The organism is Streptomyces sp. NBC_00459, assembly GCF_036013955.1.
Classification (GTDB): domain Bacteria; phylum Actinomycetota; class Actinomycetes; order Streptomycetales; family Streptomycetaceae; genus Streptomyces.
Map to the genome: position 1 here is coordinate 3911735 of NZ_CP107903.1, position 25145 is coordinate 3936879.

Below are 25145 nucleotides of genomic sequence, written 5' to 3' on the forward strand. Positions count from 1 at the left end.
TCCCCAGGGAACTTGCTCGGATCAGCCTCTCGAACGTCTCTCGACAGATCCTATCGACAGGATACGGTACTAGATATGTCCTTGGTTTTCGCTGACCCAGACATGCTTGAGCGCCTGGCGAAGTCCCTCGACAGCAAAGCCGGAGAGATTCCGCACCTCAAGTCCCGGGCAGCGACACTTGGGGTCTCGGCCGACCTGCCCGGATTGCCCGCAATCGCCAGCTGGTTGGGCGAGACCGCCTCCGACCTCCGTCGACGCGCGAGAATCCTCAGGGCTCCTTCCGAGTCTCCGTTCGGATCACTTTCGAGCTTCGGTCTGCCGACTTCCCTGGCGAAGAACCCGGGAGCGGGTGACAAATTCGAGTCGGGCCTCAAGGCCGTCATCGCGGACAACAAGAACGGCACACCGAAGGAACAGGCCCAGGCGGTCAAGGACTACTTCGCCACCTTGACTCCCGAGGAGCAGGCCGCCCTGGTGGTCGCGAACCCCGACCTCGTCGGAAACCTGGACGGCGCCCCGGTCAACGTACGGTTCGCGGCGAACCGCATTTCCATTCAGAAGGAGTACGACCAGGAGTCGCAGTACCTGAATGGACTCGCGCCGAACGATCCGGCCTACGCACGCACCAAGGCGCGCGTCGATGCTCTGCGCAGCTTCCTGAATCCACGGATCAAGAAGTTCGTCGATCCGGCGACCAACAAGGTTAAGACGGTCGAGGTTCCTCGGCAGTTCCTGGTCTTCGACGCCCACTATGGATCCACTGCCGATCCGAAGGCATCGCCCTTTCCGGATGGCAGGGTGGCCGAGGTCGTCGGCGATCTGGAGAACGCCGATAACGTCGCATTCCGCGTCCCGGGTATCACGAACCGGCTCGACAACTTCAACGGCTTCAGCCGCGGTGGATACGATCTGGCCACCGACAAGAACGGCTTCGAGCAGCCCGACACGGCTGTTGTCAGCTGGCTGGGCTATGACACTCCCGAAATCGGCGACTCCGTGGACCCCGCCAAGGCCGAGGTCGGCGGCAGACAGCTCAACGCTTTCCGCCAGGGCATCTCCGTGAACCTCCAGCCCGACGCGGGCACCAGCATCTTCGCCCACAGTTATGGAACCCTGGTAACCAGCAAGGCACTGCAGAACGGCCTCACGAACATCGACAACGTGACGTTCATGGGAAGCCCCGGGCTGGGGCCGAACATCCACTCCGTCGCCGACTTCAACATGCCGAACACCAAGTTCTTCGCCATGCGCGCCCCCGAGGACCCGGTGTCCTACACACAAGGGCACGGAGACGACCCGGCCGACTTCGCGGACATCACCAGGCTCGGCACCAACGGTGCCAAGGGGCACTCGATGTACTACGACGTGGGAACCGGATCCCTGGCGAACATGCGGAGCATCCTGTTCCAGGGCGGTGAGCGTCTCACCTTCACCGACACCACTCTCGACGAGGAGATGACGGGTGCCGCGGAGATGCGCAAACTGGTCGCGTTCCTCCATGAGAAGGTACCGCCCGAGGTCGTCAGCGAGATGGGTGGGGACCTCGACCCCATCGTCCAGGGGCTCCTCAACGGCAGAAGCAAGTTCACCGACGTCATAGGGCCGATCCATGCGGTGCTCAACAAGCACAACATGCTGGACCGGGTGAAACCGGATGAACTCGTGGGCGAAGTCACCACCCTCGCATCGCAGTTGGCGTACAAGGAAGCGTTCAAGGCGGCCAAGGAGCACGGCGCGCCCGACTGGGTGGCGGCTACCGCGGCCACCACGGCAGCAGGCTCCACCAAGGGACTGCTCAGCGTCGCGACCTGGCCCGTGGTCAAGGTCATGGAACTCGACCGGCTGCAGAACAACACCCGCCAGTTGTTCAGTGGGCTCGCCGCCGGCGGCCGCGAACTCTTCACCGAGGGCACGGCGCTGGCAGGCACGCTCATGCACGACGGAGGCCGCGTCCTCAGTGACAGCACACAGATCGCCGGAAGTGTGTTCAACACGGGTGGGCGCGTGGTGTACGAGCTCGGCGACACTCTGATCAACCCGGCCAACGCGTTCGAGAACGCCGGCGACATCACCAGGTCCTTGAAGGCCACGAAGGACACGTTCGTGGAAAAGGGCGCCGACATCGTCAACACGGTGGACCACGCCGTGGATCAAACCGTCCAACAGGGCGGCAAGATGATCAGCAGTGGCCTCGACACGGGAAAGAAGGCCCTGGACAAGGGCGGGGACGTATTGGACTCGGTCGTCAACTTCGTCTTCTAGCTCCAGAACCACGGATCCAGCACTACGGAAGGGAACACTGTGGCCGAGGAAAAGGCACGAGCCGAGCTGATCAGCGCGGTCAAGTCCGTGATCACCACCGTGATGCCCGGTGCGACGGTGATGGACCTGCCGTCCGTGGTCTCACCCGAAGCCGTCGCGATCACCGCCTTCGACGCGTCGGACACCAGGGCGCCCGGGGAGCTCGCCGACGCGTTCATCGCGCACCTCCGGGCAGACGACTGGGTGGTCGACGACAGGCAGCGCAAGGAAGCGGAGCCGACCTTCCACGCCGCCAAGTCCGAGCTCGGCGGCGGCGCCTTCACCGTACAGACGGCCGCCGTGTCCTTCAGCGGCGTGGCGGACCACGGATGATGATCGGATGACACGGACCACACAGACCACAAGGACGACCGGAACGCCCGAGACGCCACAACAGCCGAAGACACAGACAGGTCCCCGTCGATGAATGTCGAACACGCCCAGCAGACCACGGCCGCCGAGATCCGTACGGCCATCAAGGCCGCGACTCCGAGGGCCGTGTACCCGGACGACGAGTTCGGTTCCCCCGAGTCCCCCTCCGTCCGGGTGGCCGGCTGGGACCCCGAGGAGACGCAGTCGAACGAGCGTCTGCTGAAACAGAGCACCAGCCACCTCACGAAGCACGGCTGGAAGGTCTTCCCCGAGACGACGGACAGCGACGACCGCTCGGCCCGCATCATCAAGCCCGGCCTCGCGAGCGGACGACTCTACGCGTCGAACCAGAGCCTCACTTTCACGGGCAGCGTCGAGGTGTGACGGGCATTGCCACTCGTGACCGCGCCGCCCTTCTTGCCACTCTGGCCCAAGCTGTGACCTGAACGCACCCCCAGCACCGTTTCACGCTCCGGGGGTGCGGGCTGTTCCCGAGACCCGATCCACCGCCCTCGGGCCAGTGCGGCTAGGGTCGAGGAGCACCTCAGCAGACCACCTGTGGAGACAGACTGATGTTCGGCAAGAACAGGCACGTCGACGAACCTCCTGTTCCTCCTGTTCCCTGGGCCGATGTGTGGGAATTCGCCATCGGCAACGAGGAACGACCCGCGGCCGGACAGCGGAAACATCCAGTGCTCGGAGTCCGTGCGTTCAGGGTCCCCTCCGGCGGAGGCGCACAACGCGTCCACGCTCCCTGCGCGTTCTTCCCTCCAGGAAGCCCACCCGGCTCCCCGTCGTCCTCGCCCACCGGACTCCGCCTGTACGAGGACGCCGAGGGACGGCAACTCCTCTGCTCCGTTGATGATCCGCAGGAAACCAAAGGCGAACGCCGATATCACGTCCGCGACGGGCAGGGGCAGGCCATTGGCACGATCCGCCGCCTCGCACCGCTCAAGCATGCTTTGAAACCCACCTGGCGCATCGACCAGCCCAGCCATCCGGAGATCGTGAGCAGCGCGGAATGGGCGAAGAACGGCACGAAGGAGATCGTCCAGCGCGGTGCCGGCAAGTTTCTCCTGGGTGCCATTCAAGCCGTGGCGGACATGGGGGCTGACGGCGGCGATCAGGCCTCCAAGTCACGTGTGCTTGAGTGGAAGGCCGACGGCGAACTGGTGATGACCTCCGACGGTAATAGCCGATTCCTGATCCGAGTGGCGTGGCTCGACCGCCGCCTGGTCTTCGCATTCGCACTTCTGCGCACCAGCTGACCGACACACCACCCAGCCTCGCCCACAATGTTATATTTTCCCCATCTGCTATCAAATACTAGCGAGTTGGGGTAATTGACCCAAATAACTCACTGTAGAGAGCGGCCATGGAGGCAGAAGTGGCTTTCGGCAGGAGCAGGTCGGCGGCCGACGAGCCCTCCATGGAAACCGTCCCGTGGGCCGCTGCCGGGCAGTTCGTGATCGGTACCGTCGAGCGTCCCGAGACGGCGAAGCGCAAGCGGATCGAGTGGGGCAAGCCCGCCGTGCGGGTGCCCAAGGGTTCCAAGGATCTGCAGGTACTGGCTCCTTGCGCTTTCCTCGGATCCGCCGACACCCACAGCGCCGCCCTGCCCTCGCGCCCCGAGCACACGTTGTACGAGGACCCCGACGCGCGTCAGCTGCTCTGCTACGTGGAGCCGGCCGTCGAGGCCGACGGAGAGCAACGCCATGTGGTGCGGGACGGCCAGGGCCTGGTCGTCGGAACGCTCACGCGCGTACCGCCGAAGCGTCGTCCGTTCAAGCACACATGGCGCATCGAGCAGCCAGGCCACCCGGAGATCGTCGGACGCGGCGAGTGGGCGAGCGGTGACGCCAAGGAGGTCGCAGGCCGTATGGCCGGCAAGTTCGTCAAGGGCGTCGTCAACGCGATCGGCGACATGGGCGCGGAGGGCGGCGATCAGCGCTCGAAGTCGCGCTCGCTGGAGTGGCGCGCCGACGACAAGGTCGTGATGGTCTCGGAGGGCAGCGAGCGGGTCACCGTGCGGGCGGGCTGGATCGACCGTCGTCTGGCCTTCGCGTTCGCGCTCGTCGGTGATCACTGAGAGGCGCTCCCCCGCGCCCGCTGCTCGGCCGCAGTCCCGTGTTCACATACGCACTTCTGCCCGGCAGTTGACCGCCGGGCGCTCCAACCCCGCCCGTATCATGGTGCGCCCATTCACCACCTGCCACTGAGGGCCCGGTTTGATGTGCTTTAGGGGGATGAAGCATGGCTATGCGGAGCGCCAATCCAGACGATCTGGATCAGCTCGCGAAGCTGCTGGACGGCCGGGGCGGTGTCCAGGACAAGCTTGACGAAGCCTTTACAAGGGCGTCCCAACTCGGTGTCACAAGCAAACTCACCTCACTCAAGCCGCTTCGTTCCTGGGTGACGGACGCAGGACCGGATCTGCGCAAGCGAGCGACCTTCGCCCGGCTGGAGAGTGGCGATCCCCAGGCCGGGCTGCGCTGGGCCGGCTTCAGCCCTCAGGACCTCGAGAAGTACAAGCAGGAGGGTCTGTCGCCCGATGTGCTGCTGCTGGCCAACTCGGTGGCGGCCAGCGACGACCCGAAGGCCGACACCTTCAAACGACGCGTCAATGAGTCCCTGTCGGACTACATCGACCGGCTGAAGGCGCACGCGATCGCACAGATTCCGGGGCTGGCGCCGCACGAAGAAACGATCGCCACCATGATCGGGCTCTACGGCGACTGGGGCTCGATCACCAAGTCCGCGGCCGTCGTCACCATCCAGGGAACCTCACTCACCAAGGTTCTCCTCGGCAACTCCCTGAAACAGGGCGTGATGCGCACCTGGCAGACCCGAATAGGTACCGCTCTCAGCGGGTCCAGCAACGGGCTCATAAAATCGGCCGGCAACGGCCTCATCAGGTGGACCCCGAAGATCCGCTCCCTGAGCGCCCCCGGCAGTTGGCTGCCCGGACAGCTCGGCCGGCTGTTCTCCGGCAGTTCCCTCTACCAGAACGCGAGCCGGGTCCCGCTGACGAGCGGCCTCCGCGGGGATCTGTTGGGCAACGCGTACAACTGGGCGCGCAACACACCGCTCATGCGCAGCTTCGGCGTCAACGGGGCCATCGACTTCCTGGTCGGGTCCGACGATGTCGCCAAGATGTATGGCGGCTTCACCCATTCCGGGCAAGCAGTCCAACGCGCGGGCAATGCCAGCCTGCTCAAGGTCTTCACCAAGGCATCGAACGCCCAGCGGTTCGCCAACTCTCTGCCGAGCGCGGCACGGGGAGCCGGCGCTCTGCGTACCGGCCTCGGCGCCGCCGCCAAGACCGCAGGCTTCCTGCGCGGTGCCGGCGTCGTCGGTGGCGTCCTCTCCACGGGCTTCAGCGCGGCCAACGTGATCTCGCAGGGCAATCCGGTCGACGCGTTCAAGAGGAACGGCGCGGGATACGTCGCCGACATCGCCGAGGTCGGATTCAACGCCTCCCTCACCGCGGCCATGGTCGCCCCCAACCCGATCACCATCGGCCTCGCGGTGGGCACAGGCCTCATCTATGGCGGGGCCAAGGTCGTCGAGCACTGGGACGACATCAAGAAGGGTGCGGGCGAGGCGGCGAACTGGGTCGGCAACAAGGCGTCGGACCTTGGGAAGAGCATCGCCAAGTCCAAGGCGAACCCCATGAACTGGTTCTGATCCCAGGACAGTTGAAGGGGTTGCGCAGGGTCCAGGTCGTGGTGGAGGACAGCCCGTTGGCGACGCCATTCCGGCATGGTCCGCCGTGCCGCGAGCGATCAATCCTGCGGGGCCGCGACGAGCGTGACGCGCTGCCCCGTCTCCACGGCTTGGCAGCCGGTCATCCCTCCGGAGTCGGCAGCGGCTCCACGATCAGCTCATCCTTGTCCGGCAGAAGGTCCGTGATCTTCTCCCAGACCTCCGCGGAGTCCGAGCGGACGAGTACCAGGGGGCTGTCCGGGGTGACCTGGCCGGGCATGATGGGTTCTTCGGGCTTCTCTCGGAGCCAGTAGCCGAGCGGACCGCAGTCCCATACCGCGAGGGCCCGGATCATCGTGGAGCGTTCGCCTTCGTGCTCGCCGTCCCAGGCCGTGGTGATGCGCCAGGTGGCGTTGAGAGCGGCCACGAGTTCCACGAACCGGCCGAGCTCGGGGTCCTTGAGGCCGGCGTCCGATTCCACCACCGCCTTGCGAACGAGGTCCCGGGCCGCGCCGTCGTCTCCGCCGCCTTCGCCGAGTGCCACGAACGCGGTGTCCAGCGCCCCCATCGTGGTCTCGACCCGGACGACCTCCGCGGAGCCGTCCGCCGGGGCCTCCCCACGGTGCAGGTTGACCTTGCGGGCCAGGTCCCACACCAGCGTGTTGGGCTCGATCGAGACGTACTCGGACTCCTCCTCGCCGGGCCACCCGTCGTGGGAGAAGACCGCCTCCTGGCCGACGATCACGCCGTGGTTGACCGGACCGTGCTCGCCCGTCACCTCCACCTGGATCATGACCATGGGATCGGCGAGGGCACCCAGCAAGTCCCGCAGCACCGGGGCCAGTTCACCCTCCTCGCCGATGAGTCCGATCCGCTGGAGCTCGACCAGGGAGTCCCAGAGCTCCTCGGGAGGCGTCTCACCGTCCAGGAGGTGGGCGAAGACCGCGATGTGGCGGTCGGCCAGCCGGAAACGTGCGCGGGAGCTGTCGTACGAAGGCACTGTTCTCGTTTCCTCCCGTGAGTCAGCGGTGGCGCCGGCTCACTTCTTCGTATTCTGCAGTTCCGTGGCGCTCTGGGCGCACTGGTGCGCCTCGTCCCGCAGCGCCTTGGCCACCGTGCCGCACGTCGTGTGCCAGGCCCTCAACTTGCCCCGCACGTCATCGGCGTTCGGGCCCGCCCAGGTCTTCATCGCGGTCGTGCTGTGATTCTTCGGAGTGTTCACAAGCGAATCGATGTGATCGGCCAAGGACCTCAACCGCGCGGCACGCTGGTTGAGTTCCTGGATGTCAGGATTTGCCATAGCAGCCTCCCCCGCTGTCTCAGGAGCCCCAGCATACTGCCGGAGCATTACCGCTTTCCTGGGCCCCCGGCCCTGTGTGACGCCCTTGTGCAGCACCCGTGTGCAACGGCCACAAGTCCCCGAAGATCTCATCCCGGGCAGCGCTGGACGGGAACTACGGGTCGTGCGGTAGCGTCCCCTGTTGCAAACGGATAGTCCGTTTGCCTGTGTTACACGGGGAGGATCGCCATGGATCGCGGTGCAGATCTTCAAAGGCTTCGGGACCTATCCAAGACCTTCGGTCGGAAGGCCCAGGAGCTCCAGGTTCTCATCAGGGCCCTGGAGACGGCCACTACTGAGAGCTCGAGCTACTGGAAGGGCCCCAAGGCCGACCGGTTCCGGGACGACTGGAACGGTGTGAAGCCGACCTTCGACAAGTGGGTCGACACGCTGAACGACGCCAGCAAGTCGGCGAACACCAGCGCCGACAACATCGAGCGCGCCACCTGATCCAGGGGCGACCGTCGTACGAAGCCGGGGCACCCACCTCCAGAAAGATCCCGGAGGGCGGGTGCCCCGGCCTTTGTAGCCCTGTACCTCGCGCTTGGTGCTCAGCCGTTCATGACCGCCTGGATCGGCATATAGGTGCCGCCCGAGATCAGCAGACCGCTGCCCACCGGGCCTCCCCCGCTGTTGGCGGGAAGCCGGATGCCGAAGAGCTCGCCCTCCTGCGGGCTCTGGGGCGTCAGCAGCATGCCGTTGCGCGACTTGCGGGCATCGACCGCGAACCCCCGGTACTGACTGGAGAGCGTGTCCGTCGTGCCCGCGGCGATGAGGCCGACGCCACCGTCGACGCCCTTGCGGATGACGCCCTCCAGGGCCTCGTCCAGCGGGGTGTCGTACAGGAGCTCCGCGTCGTCCACCACGACGACGTACGGGCGCCCGCCGATCTGTTCCTGGAGTTCCTCCAGGTCGAATCCCGAACTCTCCGCGTTGAGGATGCCGAACACGCCCTCCCTGCCCTCCAGTTCCCTCAGCGGTGACCGGCGGGGGGTGATGATCACCAGGGCCGTGCCGACCCGCAGCAAGGACTCGGCGGCACTCAGAAGTGCCGTCGAACGACCGGACTTGGGCGGACCCGCGATCACGAAACCGGGGCCGTTCTCCTCCAGGTCGACGCCCAGCGGCCGCAGTTCGTCGCCGCCCACGCACAGCAGCGCCCACAGCGGCGACGGCGCGAAGTCGGGATCCAGGGCCAGCGCCTCGGCAGCCGTGATGCGGGACGGCAGGGCGTCGACGCGCATGGGACGGCGGGCGGCCGGGAGCCGCCCGTAACGCGCTGTCGTCTCCTCCGCGATGTCCCGCAGCGCCCGCACCTGCGCCTGCCCTGCGGGGTCCGCCGTGAGCAGGCTGATCTGGGCCTCGTCCACTCCCACGTCGGTGATGCGCAGCGCGCGGCCCGCAGGCATGCTCTTGGGCACCTCGCGGGTCTGGAGTCCCGCCGTGGAGTAGTCGTTCGGGTCCGAGAAGCGCAGCACGAGCCGGTCGGCGAAGGCGGACGAGACATGGCCGCTCAGACCGGTCCGGTCGGCGGTCATGACGACCTTCAGACCCACCGCGGAACCTTCACGGAAGATGCGCTGGGCCACCTCCAGCAGCTGTCCGTAGTTGTAGCCCTCGAAGGTGGAGACGAAGCCCTCCCAGCCGTCCAGCAGCAGCACCATCCACGGCAGCCGGTCCTCCGGAGCGGCACTCGCCCGCTGTTCGGCGAGGCTCGACGCACCTTCCATGGCGAGGAGTTGCTGGCGCCGGGCGATCTCCACGAGCAGCCGGTCGATCAGCCGCCGGACCCGGTCGGGCTCGTCCCGGCTGACCACGGCGCCGACGTGCGGCAGCCGCATCAGGGGGAGGAGCGCGTTCGACCCGCAGTCGATCCCGTAGACGTGGACATCGTGCGGAGATGTGGTGCGGGCCAGCGACCCCGCCAGCGAACGGAGCGCCGTCGACCTGCCGGACCGGGCGCCGCCGAGCAGCAGGGTGTGCTCGCCGTGGACCAGGTCCAGCGAGATGGGCTTGCGGCTCTGCTTCGCCGGCAGGTCGATCAGGCCGAACGGGATCGGCGCCACGTCGTCATGGGCGGCCGACTCGTCACCGTACGCGGCGAGTTCGTCCAGCGTGACGAGGTCGCCCAGGGGCGGCAGCCAGGGGCTGCGCTGTTCGCCGAAGCCCATCCGCTGCGCGCCGTCGCGGACGGCGTCCACGAGGACGGCGAGGTCGGTGACCATGGTCCCGTCGTCCTCGGCCTCCTGACGCCTGGGCAGGGGGCGGCTGTACGAGCTCCACGGCAGGGGAAGCATCGTCGCCTTCGGACCGCTCCCGCCGGTGGCGGGCCTGCGGCCACCGATGCGCGCCGACTGCACGCCGACCAGGGACTGGGCCCCGGAGCGCACATACGCGCGGCCCGGTGTGGACTTGGCGATCGCGCCCGAGTCCGGGGCGTCGATGACGTCCATGGATTCGGAGGCGTCCGTCACGCGCAGGGCGATGCGCAGGTTCGTGTTGGCGCGGATGTCCGCGCTGACAACGCCCGCGGGCCGCTGGGTGGCCAGGATGAGGTGCACGCCGAGGGAGCGGCCCCGGCGGGCGATGTCGACGAGTCCCGCGATGAAGTCGGGGAGTTCGGCGACCAGTGAGGCGAACTCGTCGATGACCAGGACGAGTCGGGGCATCGGCTCCAGTTCGGGGCGGAGCTTGCGGGTGTCGTTGTAGTCCTCGATGTCCTTGGTGCCGGTGTTGAAGAGGATGGTCTCCCGGCGGTGGAGTTCGGCCGCGAGCGAGGCGAGGGCCCGCTCGGTCAGATGGGCGTCGAGGTCGCTGACCATGCCGACCGTGTGGGGCAGGCGGGCGCAGTCCATGAAGGCGCTGCCGCCCTTGTAGTCGATGAGTACGTAGTTCAGGGAGTCCGGCCGGTTGGCGACGGCGAGCGAGGCGATGATCGTCTGCAGCAGCTCGGACTTACCGGCACCGGTGGTACCCGCGACGAGCGCGTGCGGGCCGTCGCGCCGGATGTCCAGCACGAACGGGCCGTCGGCGGCGATACCGATGGGCGCGGCCGTCGTGGAGCCGCCCGCCTGCCAGATCCGCTGCACGTCCCCGCCGTCGGGGTCGGGCATGCCCAGCAGCGTGAGCAGCCGGGCGGCGGTGGGCAGGGCGCTGTCCGCGTCGTCACGGCTGACGTCCCGCACGGGGGCGAGGGAACGGGCGAGCAGTTCGCACCACTCGGGAGTGACCTGGTCGGCCAGGACCTCCCCGACCGACTCAAGACCGTAGCCGCGTACCCGGACATGGTGTGCCGCGTCGGGCGACCAGCACACCACGGCCTTGCACTCCTCGGGCAGCAGCCGCTCGTCCTCGTCGATGCACAGCGCGAGGATCCCGTACTGCGGGCCCTCGGTGAGGAGTTGGGGAACTCCGGGCACCCGGCGCAGCAGCCGTGCCCCGTCGAGGATCACCAGGATGTTGGTGTCCGGGTACATCTGCCCCAGCATGTTGTTCTGTTCGCGGGCCGCCTTGCGGCGGCTCAGCTCGTTCAGCAGCTCGTTGACCCGGCGGGCGATCGCCTCGGAGTCGGACGCGACGAGCGCGACGCAGTCCTGGCCCTGGTCGGGGTTGGTGTGCGGCAGCCAGTGCACCCAGCTCCACTCGACACCGATGGCCTGCGTGGCGGAGAGCGAGACGAGCGAGAGATCCCGGGGGCTGTGCAGGGCCGCGGCCTGTACGGCGAGCCAGCGGGCGGTGGCCAGCGCCCTTGCGCGGTCGCCCGCGATGCCGACCACGCCGAGTTGGGAGAACGGCAGGGCGACCGGTACGTCCGCCAGGACCGGGGGTTCCGGCCGGTCCTCGTCGTAGCTGTTGCCGCCGCGCCCCATGGCCAGTTCGACGTCGGACGGCAGCCCGCCCGCGCCGATCCGCAGCAGCATCGCGTCGGGGTCGGTGAGTCTGCGTTCCCACAGCCGGCGGCGCGGTCCCGTGGCGAAGAGCAGGATCTCCGCCGGGTCGGGCTGGTCGGCGCGCCGGGCGCGCTGCTCCTCCTTGCCGACGACGACCAGTTCGGCCTCGTGGGCGGCGAGATCCTTCTTGTACTGCTTCATCGAGGTCTTGTGCTTCTTCTTGCCCTCGCGGTTCTCGCTGAACCACTGGCCCGCCATCATCATGGGGCTCATCAGGCAGAAGAGCAGCATGTAGATCTGCTTGGTGACGAAGTACATGGTGAGCCCGAAGACCATGGGCATGAACGCCATGATGGCCTGGAAGCGGGCCCGTTCGCCTTTGGTGGGCGGCTGCGGTACGACGAGCCGGCGCCGGGGCCGCAGGGGGTTCAGCCGGGGCGGGCGGTTGTAGGCGAGGCCGCCCTCGCTCATCGCGGAGAGATGAGCGTCCGGCTGGGCCACCTCGTCGAGCACGAGCAGCGAGTCGCCGACGTGGACGACACCGCCGAGCGGCCACGAGGTCTCGGCGTCGACCGTCTCGTCGTCGAGCAGGACCTCCGTTCCGCCCTGCGCGCCGAGTACGGCTCCGCCCTTGACGTCGATCCTCAGCCGGAGGGCCACGGGCGGCAGCGAGGGGTCGGGCAACGAGAGTGTGCAGGTGGGAGCCGATCCGACGGTGGTCACGCCGGCGCCCAGGCGCACCACGCGACCGGAGGCGGGACCGCCGGCCACCCTCAGCTCGTACTGGCCCACGGGTTCGCCCCGGCGCAGCAGCGGACCGACGTTGTCGTCGACGGACACCCGCATGCCGTCACGCAGTACGGACGCCGCCGGGGTCGCTGGATCGCAGTAGAGGCCGTCCGCCCAGAGGGACGGCGGTCCTGTCCGCGCCGCGCCGTAGCCCGGCAGACCGGCCAGGGACGTACCCGGCATCGGGACGACGACGTTCCCCGGCGCACCCCCCGGCGACCCGCCCGGCCAGGCGGGCGTCTCGGCCAGACTCTCCGCGACGTCGCCGGCCGTGGCGGCATCGTCCGTCGTGATCACGACGTCCTGCGGCTCACCACCCTCGCGCACGACTGTCACCAGCACCCGCATCGTGGTTTTCCTCCCCGTGGGCCCTTGCGGCCACAATCGTTACTTCAGCTAACGGACACTAAAGCAGTCCCGGTTCCGTGCCCTGCTGCCGGTATCGGTCCCGCCCGCGCCGGACAGCGGGCAGAGCCCCGATCTCGCAGCGGTGGGCCGCCAGCAGGGAGTTGCCGAAGTTAACGAGACCTGCCAGGGCTCCCCGGTGCTTGTTGTCGCGCGGGAAGTCGTCGTGGGCAGTCGACCTTCGCCGACTACTCGACCCTGGACATCCGGGCCACCGGATCCCCCGCCTCCGGGTTGTCCGTCTCGTACTTCAGGTCGTCGCCGACCGGAGTGAGCAGCACCCTGTGCGACCCCGTGGTGCACACGTTCCTGTTCGACTTGGCGGCGATCGACGTGACGACGAGCCGGGTCTTCGTGACCTCCTTCAGGATCAGTACGTCGTCGCAGATCCCGCCGATCTGGTCGGTCTGCCGGAAGGTGCCCAACTCGTCGCCCACGGCGGCCTGTTGGACCGTCACCCGGAACGTCCCCATCGGCACCACACCGTCGAGGGCGACGGCCGACCCCTCCCAGGTGCCGATGTAGGACGCGGGGACCGCCCCCGGACCGCTCACGGGGTCCGGCACCATGCTCTGCGACGGGTTCTCCGCGGCCTGGCCGGAGTCCTCACTCGCCACCGGGGACCTGGCCGCGTCGGTGCCGCTGCTCTGCGCCGTGTTGCTGTCGCCGCCCCCGCCGGGCAGCAGGTCGAACAGGTACACCGAGCCCACCGTCACCGCGGCCATCGCACCCGCCACCGCGAGGGCAACCGTGCAGCTCAGCTTCCGTCCGCGCCCGCCGGCGACGGGTACCGAGGTCGCCGCCACGCTCACGGAGACCTTGCCGGGCGTCCGGTCCTCCGGCTCCGGTTCCGCGTCCCGAGGCCCCGGCAGCGCCGGAAGCCCCGGACCCGGCATCACCGGCGGCGGCCCGAACTCCCCCGCTCCTGCCCCTGCTCCCGCGCCCCGTACCGCGGGCGTACTGAACCCCACCGGCCCGGACAGCACACCCTCCTGAGCCTCCGCCTCCGTCTCAGCCCCCGCCGCATCCAGGTTCAGCAACGCCACCGCGCTCCGGCTGACCCGCTCCACCAATGCCCCCGGCAGCCACCCGCCCGCCACCAGCCGTGCCGCCCCCTCCGGAGCGAGCCGCCGGGCCACCTCGCCGGGGGCCGGTCGCACCGCCGGGTCCTTCGCCAGGCAGCCCTCGACCACCTCCCGCAACTCACCGCCGAGTCCGTCGAGTTGGGGCTCCTCATGGACGACCTTGTAGAGCAGGGCCGCCGAGGAGTCACCGGGGAAGGGGGACCTGCCGGTCGTCGCGTACGCCAGTACCGCGCCCAGGGAGAAGACGTCCGCCGCTCCCGTGACCGGCTTGCCGAGGATCTGTTCCGGAGACATGTAGCCGGGCGAGCCGACCGAGACTCCGGTCGACGTCAGGGACGCCGTGCCGTCCGTGGCCCGGGCGATGCCGAAGTCGATGAGGAGGGGGCCGTCGAGGGTGAGGAGGACGTTCGAGGGCTTCACGTCCCGGTGGACGAGGTTCAGGTCGTGCACGGCGGTCAGCGCCTCGGCGAGGCCGGCGCCCAGTGCCCGTACGGAATCCAGGGGCAGCGGACCGTCGCCCGTGATCGCCGCGGTCAGGGAGGGTCCGGCCGCGTACGCCGTCGCCACCCATGGCACCGGGGCCTCGGGGTCCGCGTCCAGGACGGGGGCCGTCCAGGCGCCGCCGACCCGGCGGGCGGCCTCGACCTCGCGCCGGAACCGGGCCCGGAACTCCTCGTCGAGCGCGAAGTGCGGGTGCACGATCTTGACCGCGACGGTACGGCCGCCGGTGCTGCGCCCCAGGTAGACCCGGCCCATCCCGCCCGAGCCGAGCCGCCCGAGCAGCCGGTAGGGCCCCACGACGGTCGGCTCACCGACGTCCAGCGGCTGCATGACCCCACCTCTCCCCCGTACACACCTCATACACGCGCATGCGCCCGTACGACGCGCGCCGGTCCCGCGCGCGAGCAGCAGCCTACGGCTCCAGGAGGTCGACCTCCACGTCTGCGGGGAAGCCAGTCGTGGGGCCCACCCGGCGGGCGAACTCCCGCACGGCCGCCAGCTGCGGTCCGCCGAAGCGGAAGTCGAGGGTCGTGAAGTAGCGCTCCAGGACCTGCGCGTCGAACTCCTCCCAGCGCGCCGCCTGTTCGGCGACCTTGCCGACCTCCTCCAGGGAGACGTCGCGGGAGGCGAGGAACGCCTCGTGGACCTTCCGGGTCAGGACCGGTTGACGCTCCAGGTAGTCCTTCCGGGCCGCCCACACCGCGAAGACGAACGGCAGACCCGTCCACTCCTTCCACAGGGTGCCCAGGTCGTGCACCTCAAGGCCGTAGCGCGGGCCGTCGAGGAGGTTGGCGCGCAGTGCCGCGTCCCCGATCAGCACCGCCGCGTCCGCCTCCTGCATCATCAGGCTGAGATCGGGCGGACACGTGTAGTAGTCAGGCTGTACGCCGTACCGCTCGGCCAGGAGCAGTTGCGCCAGGCGCACGGAGGTGCGGGAGGTCGAGCCGAGTGCGACCCGTGCGCCGTCCAGGCGGTCCAACGGGACCTGGGAGACGAGCACGCACGACATCACCGGGCCGTCGCAGCCGACGGCGATGTCGGGGAAGGCGACCAGGTCATCGGCGTTGCGGAGGAACTCGACGAGCGTGATGGGCCCGATGTCGAGGTCTCCGCGCACCAGCTTCTCGCTGAGCTTCTCAGGGGTGTCCTTGGTCAGCTCGAGGTCGAGGAGCGTGCCTGTTCTCGCGAGCCCCCAGTACAGGGGCAGGCAGTTCAGGAACTGGATGTGGCCGACGCGCGGCCGGGTGCGAGAATTGTCCACATCGCGAGGCTAACGGGCGTTCGGTACGGTGCACCCTCCCGGGGGTTGTCAAGGCCGCGCGCCGCCTCTCAAACGTCCGAGTGACGTGATCTTGACCTCTATTGCTTTCACCTGCCTGCATGCTAGGCTCGCCGCAAGTTGCAGTTTGGTTTCCCTTGCAGTACAGAGCCTGCGGAGCATCTGACCGTGGGCTCTCGTCGTATTCAGATGAATGCAGTTGTTTACAAGTTTTTGTTTACACCTTGCAGGTTCTGGAGCAGGGCAACCCTTTGGGCCCAAGGAGGGCTTATGGCTACCGGAACCGTGAAGTGGTTCAACGCCGAAAAGGGCTTTGGTTTCATTGCCCAGGAAGGCGGCGGCCCGGACGTCTTCGTCCACTACTCCGCGATCAACGCGAGCGGATTCCGCTCTCTCGAAGAGAACCAGGCGGTTTCCTTCGACGTCACGCAGGGTCCCAAGGGCCCGCAGGCGGAGAACGTCAGCCCGATCTAAGTTGTCGGCTCAGCTGAGCCGCATGCTCTGATCCGGAACGTGTGCAGTACCCCAAGGAGCTCCGAGCCGTCACGACGGCATCGGAGCTCCTGCCTTTCCGTCACCCGTTCCGTCCCACGCGTTTCACACACGATGGACGTGGACATCGCTCGGGTTGAGCACGCCGAGGTACGCCTCGATGTCCTCCGGGTCGCTGGTGAAGATCACCGCGCTGCCGTGCTTCACGGCGGACAGGGCCACCCAGGCGTCCACCGCGTCCGGCTTCTTCCCGACAGGAAGCCGGGCCTCTCCCAGAGCCGCGCCGACGCGGCGCCAGTCGGTGAGGTCGGGGCCGGCCGCGCACGCGATGCACTCGGCCTGTCCGGCCCTGGTCTCCCGCATGGCCGGTTCGGATGTGCGGGCCCCTGGCACGGTGCAGTCCCTCAGAACACCGGCCAGGGCATGAACGAGCGTCGGCCGAGGGCGCCAGACCTGCGCCAGGACCGGACCGAGGACAAGTGCGCGATGGGGCGCGGCCTCGAGGCCGCGGTGAAGGGCGACGGCCTTCCCCTTGCGGTCCGCGAGAGCGATGAGCATTCCGGTGTCGTACACCGGCACTCTTACCGTCACGCGGCGTGCCCGGGGCGGACCGTGCTGCGGTCTTCGCCATAGACGAGGTTCAGCGCTGCCTCGACGTCCCGACGTTCCTGTTCGGTCAACTCCGGTGCGGCCTCGCCCGGTTCGCTCGGCAGGGCCGCAGCCTCCGCTTCCGCCCGGGCGATGACGGCGTCGACTCCGGAGAACTGTTCCTCTATGGCCTCGGTCTCCGCCATCTGGCGCGTCGCGGCGTGCACGAGGTACGCCGAGATATCCAGCCCCGCCCTCTCGGCATGCCGCCTGATGCGATCGGCCTGCTCCTGCTCGAGGCTGATGCTGATCCGGGTTCTGGTCGTCGCCATGAAATCAGTGTATGACGCGTATTACGGCCTGCTCAAGCGGAAGCGACTCACCCGCGTCCCCGGGTCCGATTGTCGGTGGGCCCGACTAAGGTCCCCGCCATGACCGACACAGACGCCACCCCGGGTAACGACACCAACCCCGACTTCGTCGCCGCTACCCGCGTCTTCTACGACGCCATCGCCGAGGACTACTTCGACCGCTTCCGCTCCGGGCTCGCCAACCAGCCGTTGGAGCGGGCCGTGCTCGCCGCCTACGCCGAGTTCGTACGGGGTTCAGGGGGCGGCAGCGGCCAGGTCGCCGATCTCGGGTGCGGGCCGGGGTGGGTCACCGGGTTCCTCGACTCGCTCGGGCTGTCGGTGTTCGGGCTGGACGTGTCGGCGGCGATGCTGGCGGTGGCCCGGCGGGAGCATCCGGGGCTGCGTTTCCAGCAGGGCTCGATGCTGGAGCTGGACCTCGCCGACAGCACCCTCGCCGGTGTCGTGTCCTGGTACTCGACCATCCACACCCCGGCCGACCAACTGCCCGCCCTCTTCGCCGAGTTCCGTCGTGTGCTGGCGCCGGGCGGGCATCTGCTGCTCGGCTTCCAGGCGGGGGACGTGCACAAGCACCACGACCAGCCCTTCGGACGCCCCGTGTCCATGACCTTCCAGCGGCGCCGGCCCGAGCGGATCGCCGAACTGCTGACGGAGGCCGGGTTCACGCTCGCGTCACAGACCGTGCGGGCGGCGGACGAGGAGGCCGGGGAGTCGTCCCCACACGCGTTCCTGATGGCCCGCAGACCGTGAGGGACAGGAACCGAGGGACCAACGACCCGGTGACCCGGCGACCTGGTGGCCGGGCTCAGTATCCGTAGTCCTCGGGGTCCGGGGGCGGCTGGTAGTTCTTGTACGCCTGCCACTCTCCGGGGCGGTCCCTGATCGCCTGCAACAGCTCTCCGAAGAGCTTCCCCTCGTACAGCACCCCGCTGATCTCCTCGGGGACGCGGACGTCGTTGATCACGGCGGTGGGTGTCCCCGGGCCCTTTCCGGGCTCCGTGCCGACAGCTTCGTAGGCGTGCTCGGAGGCGGTCACGAAGGAGCGGTACTTCATGGTCTTCACCGCCGACTCGAACGCGGGGGTACGCAACCCGTCGACCTGCGCGGCCAGTTGGAGGAGTCGGGCGTCGGTGAAGCCGTCGTCAACCTCCTCGGGCTGGTTGGCGTACAGCACCTCGTGGTACTCGGCGAACCTGCCGACGTCCAGCGCGGCCCTGAGCGCGTTGGCCGCCTTCTTCGAGCCGCTGCCGCCGAGCCTGTCGTCGAGGAAGGAGGCCAGGGTGTACTCGGCCTTCACCTCGCGCCGCAGCACGGCGTTCTGGAGCTCCTGGCCGCCGCCGGTCGTCTCGAACTCCTCGCAGACCGGGCAGCGCATGTCCTCGTACATGTGCACGGTCACCTCGGCGGTCGGGTCGCCGACCGTGATGGTCGTACCGCTCACGGCGAGCTTCTCCGGCACCTGCGCCAGCGTGTCGTACGGCTCCGGATTCCCGTAACTCTGCCCGCATCCCGCGACGAGCGACATGCCCAGTGCGGCCATGCCTGCCACCGCGACCGCCGTCGTCCTTCTTGACGCGGCGAACCGCCCCCCGTGCCTCACACGCACTTGTTGCCTCCCCAGCAATCAGCGCGACCCTAGGGCATGTTCATGCGGAACGCACAGGTATATCGCCCGCTGCGGGCCCCAGCGCTCTCCCGGTGGTCTCCCGGTGGTCTCCCAGTGGTCTCCCTGCGGTCAGAGCACCCCCGCCGCCGCCAGGGCCGCCACGTACCCGAAGGTCATCGCCGGGCCGATCGTCGAGCCCGCGCCCGCGTAGCTGTGGCCCATGACGGCGGCGCTGGCGTTGCCGGCGGCGTACAGGCCGGGGATCGCCGTGCCGTCGGCCCGCAGGACCCGCGCCCGGGCGTCCGTCCGTAGGCCGCCCTTGGTTCCGAGGTCGCCGGGGACGATCCGGAAGGCGTAGTACGGCGGCAGCCACAGGGGTGCCAGGCAGGAGTTCGGGAGGACGGCCGGGTCGGTGTAGTAGTGGTCGTACGCGCTGTCGCCGCGCCCGAAGTCGGTGTCGTCGCCGTTCAGGGCAAGGGAGTTGAAGCGGCTGACCGTAGTGCGGAGGGCGGCGGACGGGACGCCGATGGAGGTCGCCAGGGCGTCGAGGCTCCACGCCTTGTACGCGGCACCGGAGTTGTACCAGTCGGCCGGGAGCACGAAGGTGGGGCTGACGTCCTTGAACAGGTACCGGTTGCGGTAGTTCTGGTCGACGATCAGCCAGGCCGGGATGTCCGGGTCGGTGGCGTTGCGCTCGTACATGGTGTGGACGACGTCGCTGTAGGGACCGGCCTCGTTGACGAAGCGGGAGCCCGCCGCGTTGACCAACAGGCCGCCGGGGAGGGTGCGTTCGGCGAGGCAGAAGTACGGCTCGCCGGGGAGCGGGATCGCCGGGCCCCACCATGCGTCGTCCATCAGGGCGAGGGAACCGCCGGCGCGCTCACCCGCCCGGATTCCGTCCCCCGTGTTCTCCTTCGCGCCGACCGTCCACTGCGTACCGATGGGCTGTTGCTGGTACTGGGCGCGCATCGCCGCGTTGTGCTCGAAGCCGCCGGAGCCGACGATCACGCCGCGTCGGGCGCGCAGGAGACCGGATGCGCCGTTGCGGGTGACGACGGCGCCGGTGACGGTTCCGGCTTCCGAGTAGAGGTCTATGAGAGGGGTGTTGAGCCAGACCGGCACCCCGGCCGACGCCAGCCCCGCGCGTAGTCCGGCCGCGAGAGCCTGGCCCATGGTGAGCGGGGTCTGCCCCTTGAGGGCGGCCTTCGTGCCGCGTGCCAGACACTCGATGGCGACGGCGGCGCCCTTCGCGTTCACGGCGGCGAGGGCCAGCCATTTGTAGTCGGCGCTGAAGACGACCATGCCGGACGGGACGGCGAGGTAGGGCGGGTTGAGGTGGTCGAGTTCGGCTCCGAGGACGTTCCCGTCGAGCTGATCGGGCTCTATGGAACGGCCGCCCGGGAGCCCGCCGGACAACTCCGGGTAGTAGTCGCTGTATCCCTCCATCCAGCGGAACCGGAGAGGGCTGTTCGCCATGACGAAGGAGAGCATGGCGGGTCCGTGGGCGAGGAAGGCCTGTTGGCGGGCGACGGGCACGTCCGGTCCGACGACCGCCGCGAGGTAGGTGGCGGCCTTGGCCGGGGTGTCCGGCACACCGGCGGCAAGGATCACGGAGTTGTTCGGTATCCAGATCCCGGCGCCGGAGCGGGCCGCCGACCCACCAAAAGTGGGCGCCTTCTCGACAACAACACAGGTCAGCCCCTGCTTTGCGGCCGTGAGCGCGGCGGTCATCCCGGCGGCGCCCGCTCCGACGACCACGACGTCGTACGTCCCGAGGAGGGGCGGGGCCGCGACAGTGGCGGCGTGGGCTGTTCCCTGCCCAGCCGCGACACCCACCCCGACGGCGACACCCGCCGCAGCGGCACCTGCCAACACGCCTCGTCTGGAAGGGAGTTCGGGGCGCCCTGAAGGTTCAGAACGGTCGATTCGATGGATACGGCCGGTAAGTCTCGCGGGGTCCACTTCTGGGTTCATGGGGCGGGAATGTCGTACTTGGGTCTTGTGAAGTCAAGGCCTATACCTGACCGACAGTGAAAACTGCTCGACCGCACCTCCCCCTGGAGAGATCCTCTCCGCATGGAGTTCCTCTGCTACCACCGCGACCGTCCCGACTCCCTGGCGCTGCGCTACGAACTGCTCGAAGAGCACTGGTCGTACATGGACCAGTACGCCAAGGAGATGATCGCCCGGGGTCCGACCTTCACCGTCGACGGCGAGACCCTCACCGGCAGCGTGCACATCCTCGACCTGCCCGACCCCGCCACCGCCCGCGCGTTCGCCTTCGACGAGCCGGGCTACCAGGCCGGCGCCTACCGGGACGTACTGCTGCGCCGCTGGCGCAACACGCTCGGGCGCACGATGTGGGAGTTCCCCGGCGGCCCGACCGAGGGCAACCGGTACCTGGTCCTCGGCCTCGGCACAGGCGAGCCCGCCAACCTCGACCTGCCGTCCGACCGGGACGACGACCTGATCGCATACGGCCCACTGCTGTCCGACGACGGCACCACCTGGCTGGGCACGGCGGCACTGCTCCGCGCCCCGGACGCGGATACGGCCCGCACCGTCCTCGCGACCCCGGAGCGGTACGCGGACATCGAGGTGCACTACTGGCAGTTCGGGGGGCGGTCGTGACGACGTGAGTTACGCCCGATCGAAGCGCCTCAAGAAGGGAAGGAGTCCAGGAACGGACGCCCGTGCGTGCGCATCAGTTCAATCACTCGTGCGTACACGGCGTTGTCCTCGATCACGAGAGCCATGCGCGTGTTGGTATTGAAGAGGGTGCCCAACGCAACCCTCGTTCGAAGGACAACCCAGCCCGGCTCGGAGCCGTCCCAGAGGTAGTGGTACTCGGCGGCCCCGTCCGGCACTTGATCTGGCTCCACTCCGAGATATTACCCACGCACAACTCACCTGTCTTTGAGCGGGAGTTCCGCCCACACCGTCTTGCCGACGACCCGCTCCGACACTCCCCACATGCGGGCGAGGACCGACACGATGATCAGGCCCCGGCCGGTCTCGTCGACCTCCCATCGGGGCACCATGCGCAGCCGCCGGTCTCCCCTCGCATCGCTCACCTCGATACGCAGAGTGTCCGGCGCGAGCAGCAGGAGGCGGAGTTCGAAGTCGCGTCCGGGTACGCGGCCGTGCGTGACGGCGTTCGCGGCGAGTTCGGCGACGACGTGCTGTGCGGCGTCGTTCACGTCGCTGTCGTGCGGGTATCCCCACTCGGCGAGTTGCTGCGCGGTGAGGCGTCTGGCGAGGCGAGCGCCGCGTGGGGTGCAGCTGAGGCGCTGGGTCAGTTCGTCATGGTGGGTGGAGATTTGTGGGTTCACGTCACCGAGCGTGGCCGCCCCGCCCTAACCTGACCAGGGGCGACGGGTGGACTCCGGGTATCCGTACGGGTGCGGTGAGTTAGGAGTACGGGTTGTCGGCCGTGCCCATGATGTCCACGATGAGGTGAGGGCGGTGGCGTACATGACCGAGGACGCGGAGCGGAAGCCGGAGACTCCGGCGGAGGAAGAGGGTACGACGGGGTTGTTCACCGCGCTGGGCAAGATGCTCAAGCGGTTGCGGGAACGGGCGGGGCTGACCCAGAAGCAGTTCGGGGAGTTGGTGGGGTACGGGCCGGACGCCATCTCCGCCATGGAGCGGGGCGTACGGATCACGAGGCCCGAGCTGCTGCAGAAGGCGGACGACATCCTCAACGCCGGTGGGCTGTTGAAGGACGCGATCCCCGAGATCGAGGAGGCGATGAAGAAGGCGCGGACTCGGCATCCCGATTGGTACCGAGGGTACGCGGCACTCGAAGGGGAGGCCGCCGAGCTGCACTACTACGCCAATCAAGGGGTGCCCGGCCTGCTTCAGACAAAGGACTACGCCCAAGCAATGTTCTCGCGCCGGCGACCGCTCCTCGACGAGGAAACCATCAACAAGAGGGTCGCCGACCGCCTGTCACGCCAACAGGTCTTCGACAGGTGGCCCGCCCCCATGTGCAGCTACGTACTGGAAGAAGTAGTGCTGGATCGGCCGATCGGCGGTCAGGCTGTGCGCCAAGGGCAGTTGAGGCAGTTGCTGCAGATCGGCAGCATGCGGAACGTGGAGATCCAGGTGATGCCGACCGGTATCGAGGACCACCCCAACATGGGTGGTGCCTTCAACCTGTTGACGCCCCAAAAGCACCCGCAGGTCGCGTACACCGAGGTCCAGGGGCACCCGCGGCTCATCACCGCCTTGGAAGAGGTCCGGAAGATCGCCGACCGCTATGGGATCATGCGGGCGGTGGCCCTGCCGCCAGCGGAGTCCCGGGCCCTGATCGAGAAGAAGTTGGGGGAGCTATGACAAGCCAACGACTCAACTGGTTCAAGTCCAGCTACAGCGACGGCGAAGGCGGCGAGTGCCTCGAAACCGCCTACACCTGGCGCAAGTCCAGCCACAGCGGCGGCGAAGGCGGCGAATGCGTAGAAGTCGCCCCCTGCCCCCACGCCATCCACGTCCGCGACTCCAAGAACCCCCACGGCCCCCACCTCACCCTCTCCCCCACCACCTGGTCCGTCTTCCTCAGCCAGGCGGCTGTGTAACAGCTGTAACAGCTGTGCTGCGTACACGGCCGAGGTGGACTTACCGGTGGCCGCCGCGGTGATGATCAGGACATGACCACGATCACCCGCGCCGCCACAGCGGCAGCGATCTGCGCGGCGGTGCTGCTGACCGGCACCGCCTGCACCAGCGGCGACGACGGGCCGACGACCTCGGCCAAGAAGTCGGCCCCGCCCACGCCCACCGCCTCCGCCGAGCCCGCAGCCGACGCCAACGCCGACGCCGACGCCGTTGAAGACGTCGACGGCGAGTCCGTCACCGAGGCTCCGCAGATCGAGCGAAAGACCATCGCCTCGTTCGCCAACGGGCAGTTCGGTCGTGTCATCCCCCTCAAGGGCGGGCTCCACAAGGGGACCCTCGGGATCGCCCTGAACTGCGAGGGCAAGGGCACCGCGAAGGTCGAGGTCCCCGCGCTCGGTGTGACCTTCAAGCAAGAGTGTGCGGACGGCAAGGTCGCCAGCATCTACAACGAGATCGAGGTCAGCGCCGCTGCCCGGCACGCGTACGCCCAGGTCACCGGTACCTCCGGGGTGCGTTGGTCGGTCTCCGCCGGGCAGTGACGCACCCCGTGAGCCAAAGCCCGCTAGGAGACTGAGGCTGCCGAGCTCAGCGAAGGAACATGGGGATAGACCGCCGACCGGTGCTGGAAGCTCAGGATCTTCGGGTTCTGGACGACGCCGTCGCGGATCTCGATGGCCTTGCTGACCGTGACGTCGGCGTCCCATGCCGCCGGGCCGCTCATCACCTTGCGCAGATACGGCAGGAGCGCCTCGCTGATCTCCCAGGTGGCGGAGTTCCACAGGTGGGACGGGCTGTGGTCGACCCCGTAGTAGTGGCAGCCCGGTCCCACCGTGTACATCGGTTCGCCGAAGGTCGTGGGGCGGGCGAAGGCGAAGCCCATGCCCTCGTCGCAGGCTACGTCGATGAAGAAGGTCCCCGGCCTGAACAGGGCGAGTTCCTCGTCGTTGACGAACATGAGCGGCGCGTCGGTGTCCTGGAGGATGCAGTTGACGATGACGTCGAATCCGGCCAGGTACTCCGCCAGCGGCATGGAACCGGCCGCGGTGACCGCCCGCAGGCGTGACGGATCGTCCTCCTGCTCCTCGAAGTGGGCCATCACGACCGAGGGCATCGGCGAGGCCACCGCCGCTGCGGCGCGCTGGGTGAGCACCGTGACGTCGGTGACCCCCATGGCGCCCAGGCCCGTGACCGCGCCGCGTGCCGTGGCGCCGAAGCTGATGACCACCGCGCGCAGGCGGCGGCCGTAGTGACCGGTCAGCCCGCCGAGCTGGAGGGTGTGCAGCACCGAGCAGTAGCCGGCGAGCTCGTTGTTCTTGTGGAACACATGGACGCTGAAGGCGCCCGCGGAGGTCCAGTGGTTCATGGCTTCCCAGGCGATCAGGGTCAGCCGTCGGTCGATGGCGAGCTGCGTCATCTTCTCGTCCTGCACACAGTGCGGCCAGCCCCACAGCACCTGGCCCTCGCGCAGCTCGGCGACGTCCTCGTGCATCGGCTTGGGCAGCAGCATGACGTCGCACTCGGCGATGAGCTGCTCGCGCGAGCGCAGGCCCGCCACGAGTGGGCGCAGCGCGTCGTCGGCGATGCCGAAGCGCTCGCCGTAGCCCTGTTCGAGGAAGATCTTGTCGCGCAGGTCAGGTGCGATTCGGTCGAGGTGGCGGGGGTGCAGGGGCAGGCGGAACTCGTTCTCCTTGTGCGAGGAGGCGAGTACTCCGAGAGTCATCAGGCTCATGTGGGGCGGCTCATTTCCGACCGGACGCGATGCGTCCCGGCATTGCCGTTCCCCGAGGGCGACGCCGAAACGGATGACG

At 68.4% G+C, this 25145-nt stretch carries 24 protein-coding genes; 13 read left to right on the top strand and 11 right to left on the bottom strand.

Features of this window, described 5'->3' with window-relative positions; translation table 11 throughout:
• Positions 1-12: 12 nt before the first annotated feature.
• From OHN74_RS17040 to OHN74_RS17065, 6 genes are all read left to right on the top strand, one after another.
• Complete coding sequence (locus tag OHN74_RS17040) at positions 13-2262, top strand: alpha/beta hydrolase (RefSeq protein ID WP_327695388.1); 2250 nt, start codon at positions 13-15, stop codon at positions 2260-2262.
• Positions 2263-2301: 39 nt separating this feature from the next.
• Entirely contained in the window at positions 2302-2634 is a 333-nt protein-coding gene (locus OHN74_RS17045) for a hypothetical protein (protein WP_327695389.1), read from the top strand.
• Positions 2635-2724: 90 nt separating this feature from the next.
• The gene (locus OHN74_RS17050) at positions 2725-3057 is read left to right on the top strand and encodes a hypothetical protein (RefSeq protein ID WP_327695390.1); all 333 of its coding nucleotides are present in this window, start codon (positions 2725-2727) and stop codon (positions 3055-3057) included.
• Between the two features lie 188 nt (positions 3058-3245).
• Positions 3246-3941 carry a hypothetical protein gene (locus tag OHN74_RS17055; protein ID WP_327695392.1) on the top strand — a complete coding sequence of 232 codons (696 nt, stop codon included), beginning with the start codon at positions 3246-3248 and terminating at the stop codon, positions 3939-3941.
• A 107-nt stretch (positions 3942-4048) separates the two neighbouring features.
• A complete protein-coding gene (locus OHN74_RS17060) occupies positions 4049-4762 on the top strand; it encodes a hypothetical protein (RefSeq protein ID WP_327695393.1) in 714 nt (237 codons plus the stop codon).
• Positions 4763-4932: 170 nt separating this feature from the next.
• Positions 4933-6360, top strand: a complete 1428-nt coding sequence (locus OHN74_RS17065) for a PE-PGRS family protein (protein WP_327700160.1) — start codon at positions 4933-4935, stop codon at positions 6358-6360.
• A 160-nt stretch (positions 6361-6520) separates the two neighbouring features.
• Here OHN74_RS17065 and OHN74_RS17070 read toward each other — a convergent pair whose 3' ends face one another.
• Together OHN74_RS17070 and OHN74_RS17075 are read right to left on the bottom strand one after the other, a co-directional pair.
• Complete coding sequence (locus tag OHN74_RS17070; RefSeq protein ID WP_327695394.1) at positions 6521-7378, bottom strand: hypothetical protein; 858 nt, start codon at positions 7376-7378, stop codon at positions 6521-6523.
• Positions 7379-7417: 39 nt separating this feature from the next.
• Entirely contained in the window at positions 7418-7678 is a 261-nt protein-coding gene (locus OHN74_RS17075; protein WP_327695395.1) for a WXG100 family type VII secretion target, read from the bottom strand.
• Between the two features lie 228 nt (positions 7679-7906).
• Here OHN74_RS17075 and OHN74_RS17080 point away from each other — a divergent pair, with 228 nt between their 5' ends.
• Positions 7907-8167, top strand: a complete 261-nt coding sequence (locus OHN74_RS17080; protein ID WP_327695396.1) for a WXG100 family type VII secretion target — start codon at positions 7907-7909, stop codon at positions 8165-8167.
• A gap of 101 nt (positions 8168-8268) precedes the next feature.
• On the opposite strand, the gene OHN74_RS17085 is transcribed toward OHN74_RS17080, so the two are convergent.
• The 3 genes from OHN74_RS17085 to OHN74_RS17095 form a co-directional block, all read right to left on the bottom strand.
• The gene (locus OHN74_RS17085; RefSeq protein WP_327695397.1) at positions 8269-12744 is read right to left on the bottom strand and encodes an FtsK/SpoIIIE domain-containing protein; all 4476 of its coding nucleotides are present in this window, start codon (positions 12742-12744) and stop codon (positions 8269-8271) included.
• A gap of 245 nt (positions 12745-12989) precedes the next feature.
• On the bottom strand, positions 12990-14717 hold the full coding sequence (locus tag OHN74_RS17090; RefSeq protein ID WP_327695398.1) for a serine/threonine-protein kinase: 1728 nt from the start codon (positions 14715-14717) through the stop codon (positions 12990-12992).
• A gap of 82 nt (positions 14718-14799) precedes the next feature.
• On the bottom strand, positions 14800-15648 hold the full coding sequence (locus tag OHN74_RS17095; protein ID WP_327695399.1) for a menaquinone biosynthetic enzyme MqnA/MqnD family protein: 849 nt from the start codon (positions 15646-15648) through the stop codon (positions 14800-14802).
• Between the two features lie 288 nt (positions 15649-15936).
• Between OHN74_RS17095 and OHN74_RS17100 the strand changes: the two genes are divergently transcribed.
• Positions 15937-16140 carry a cold-shock protein gene (locus OHN74_RS17100; protein WP_006380707.1) on the top strand — a complete coding sequence of 68 codons (204 nt, stop codon included), beginning with the start codon at positions 15937-15939 and terminating at the stop codon, positions 16138-16140.
• 123 nt (positions 16141-16263) lie between these two features.
• On the opposite strand, the gene OHN74_RS17105 is transcribed toward OHN74_RS17100, so the two are convergent.
• Together OHN74_RS17105 and OHN74_RS17110 are read right to left on the bottom strand one after the other, a co-directional pair.
• Complete coding sequence (locus OHN74_RS17105; protein ID WP_327695400.1) at positions 16264-16716, bottom strand: hypothetical protein; 453 nt, start codon at positions 16714-16716, stop codon at positions 16264-16266.
• 29 nt (positions 16717-16745) lie between these two features.
• On the bottom strand, positions 16746-17078 hold the full coding sequence (locus OHN74_RS17110; RefSeq protein WP_327695401.1) for a hypothetical protein: 333 nt from the start codon (positions 17076-17078) through the stop codon (positions 16746-16748).
• Positions 17079-17177: 99 nt separating this feature from the next.
• Here OHN74_RS17110 and OHN74_RS17115 point away from each other — a divergent pair, with 99 nt between their 5' ends.
• Complete coding sequence (locus OHN74_RS17115) at positions 17178-17864, top strand: class I SAM-dependent methyltransferase (RefSeq protein WP_327695402.1); 687 nt, start codon at positions 17178-17180, stop codon at positions 17862-17864.
• A 55-nt stretch (positions 17865-17919) separates the two neighbouring features.
• On the opposite strand, the gene OHN74_RS17120 is transcribed toward OHN74_RS17115, so the two are convergent.
• Positions 17920-18738 (bottom strand): thioredoxin domain-containing protein, encoded by an 819-nt coding sequence (locus tag OHN74_RS17120; protein ID WP_443060401.1) that lies wholly within the window; start codon positions 18736-18738, stop codon positions 17920-17922.
• 111 nt (positions 18739-18849) lie between these two features.
• Positions 18850-20595 carry a 3-oxosteroid 1-dehydrogenase gene (kstD, locus tag OHN74_RS17125; RefSeq protein ID WP_327695403.1) on the bottom strand — a complete coding sequence of 582 codons (1746 nt, stop codon included), beginning with the start codon at positions 20593-20595 and terminating at the stop codon, positions 18850-18852.
• Positions 20596-20796: 201 nt separating this feature from the next.
• Here kstD and OHN74_RS17130 point away from each other — a divergent pair, with 201 nt between their 5' ends.
• On the top strand, positions 20797-21351 hold the full coding sequence (locus tag OHN74_RS17130) for a YciI family protein (RefSeq protein ID WP_327695404.1): 555 nt from the start codon (positions 20797-20799) through the stop codon (positions 21349-21351).
• 275 nt (positions 21352-21626) lie between these two features.
• Here OHN74_RS17130 and OHN74_RS17135 read toward each other — a convergent pair whose 3' ends face one another.
• Entirely contained in the window at positions 21627-22052 is a 426-nt protein-coding gene (locus OHN74_RS17135) for an ATP-binding protein (protein ID WP_327695405.1), read from the bottom strand.
• 142 nt (positions 22053-22194) lie between these two features.
• Here OHN74_RS17135 and OHN74_RS17140 point away from each other — a divergent pair, with 142 nt between their 5' ends.
• From OHN74_RS17140 to OHN74_RS17150, 3 genes are all read left to right on the top strand, one after another.
• Positions 22195-23058: a helix-turn-helix domain-containing protein gene (locus OHN74_RS17140; RefSeq protein WP_327700162.1), complete on the top strand. Its 864-nt coding sequence runs from the start codon at positions 22195-22197 to the stop codon at positions 23056-23058.
• Positions 23055-23297 (top strand): DUF397 domain-containing protein, encoded by a 243-nt coding sequence (locus OHN74_RS17145; RefSeq protein ID WP_327695406.1) that lies wholly within the window; start codon positions 23055-23057, stop codon positions 23295-23297. Before OHN74_RS17140 ends, OHN74_RS17145 begins: the two co-directional genes overlap by 4 nt.
• 72 nt (positions 23298-23369) lie before the next feature.
• Positions 23370-23876: a hypothetical protein gene (locus OHN74_RS17150; RefSeq protein ID WP_327695407.1), complete on the top strand. Its 507-nt coding sequence runs from the start codon at positions 23370-23372 to the stop codon at positions 23874-23876.
• A gap of 23 nt (positions 23877-23899) precedes the next feature.
• On the opposite strand, the gene OHN74_RS17155 is transcribed toward OHN74_RS17150, so the two are convergent.
• Positions 23900-25066, bottom strand: coding sequence for a N(5)-(carboxyethyl)ornithine synthase (locus tag OHN74_RS17155; RefSeq protein ID WP_327695408.1), 1167 nt, complete (start codon positions 25064-25066; stop codon positions 23900-23902).
• Positions 25067-25145 lie beyond the last annotated feature (79 nt).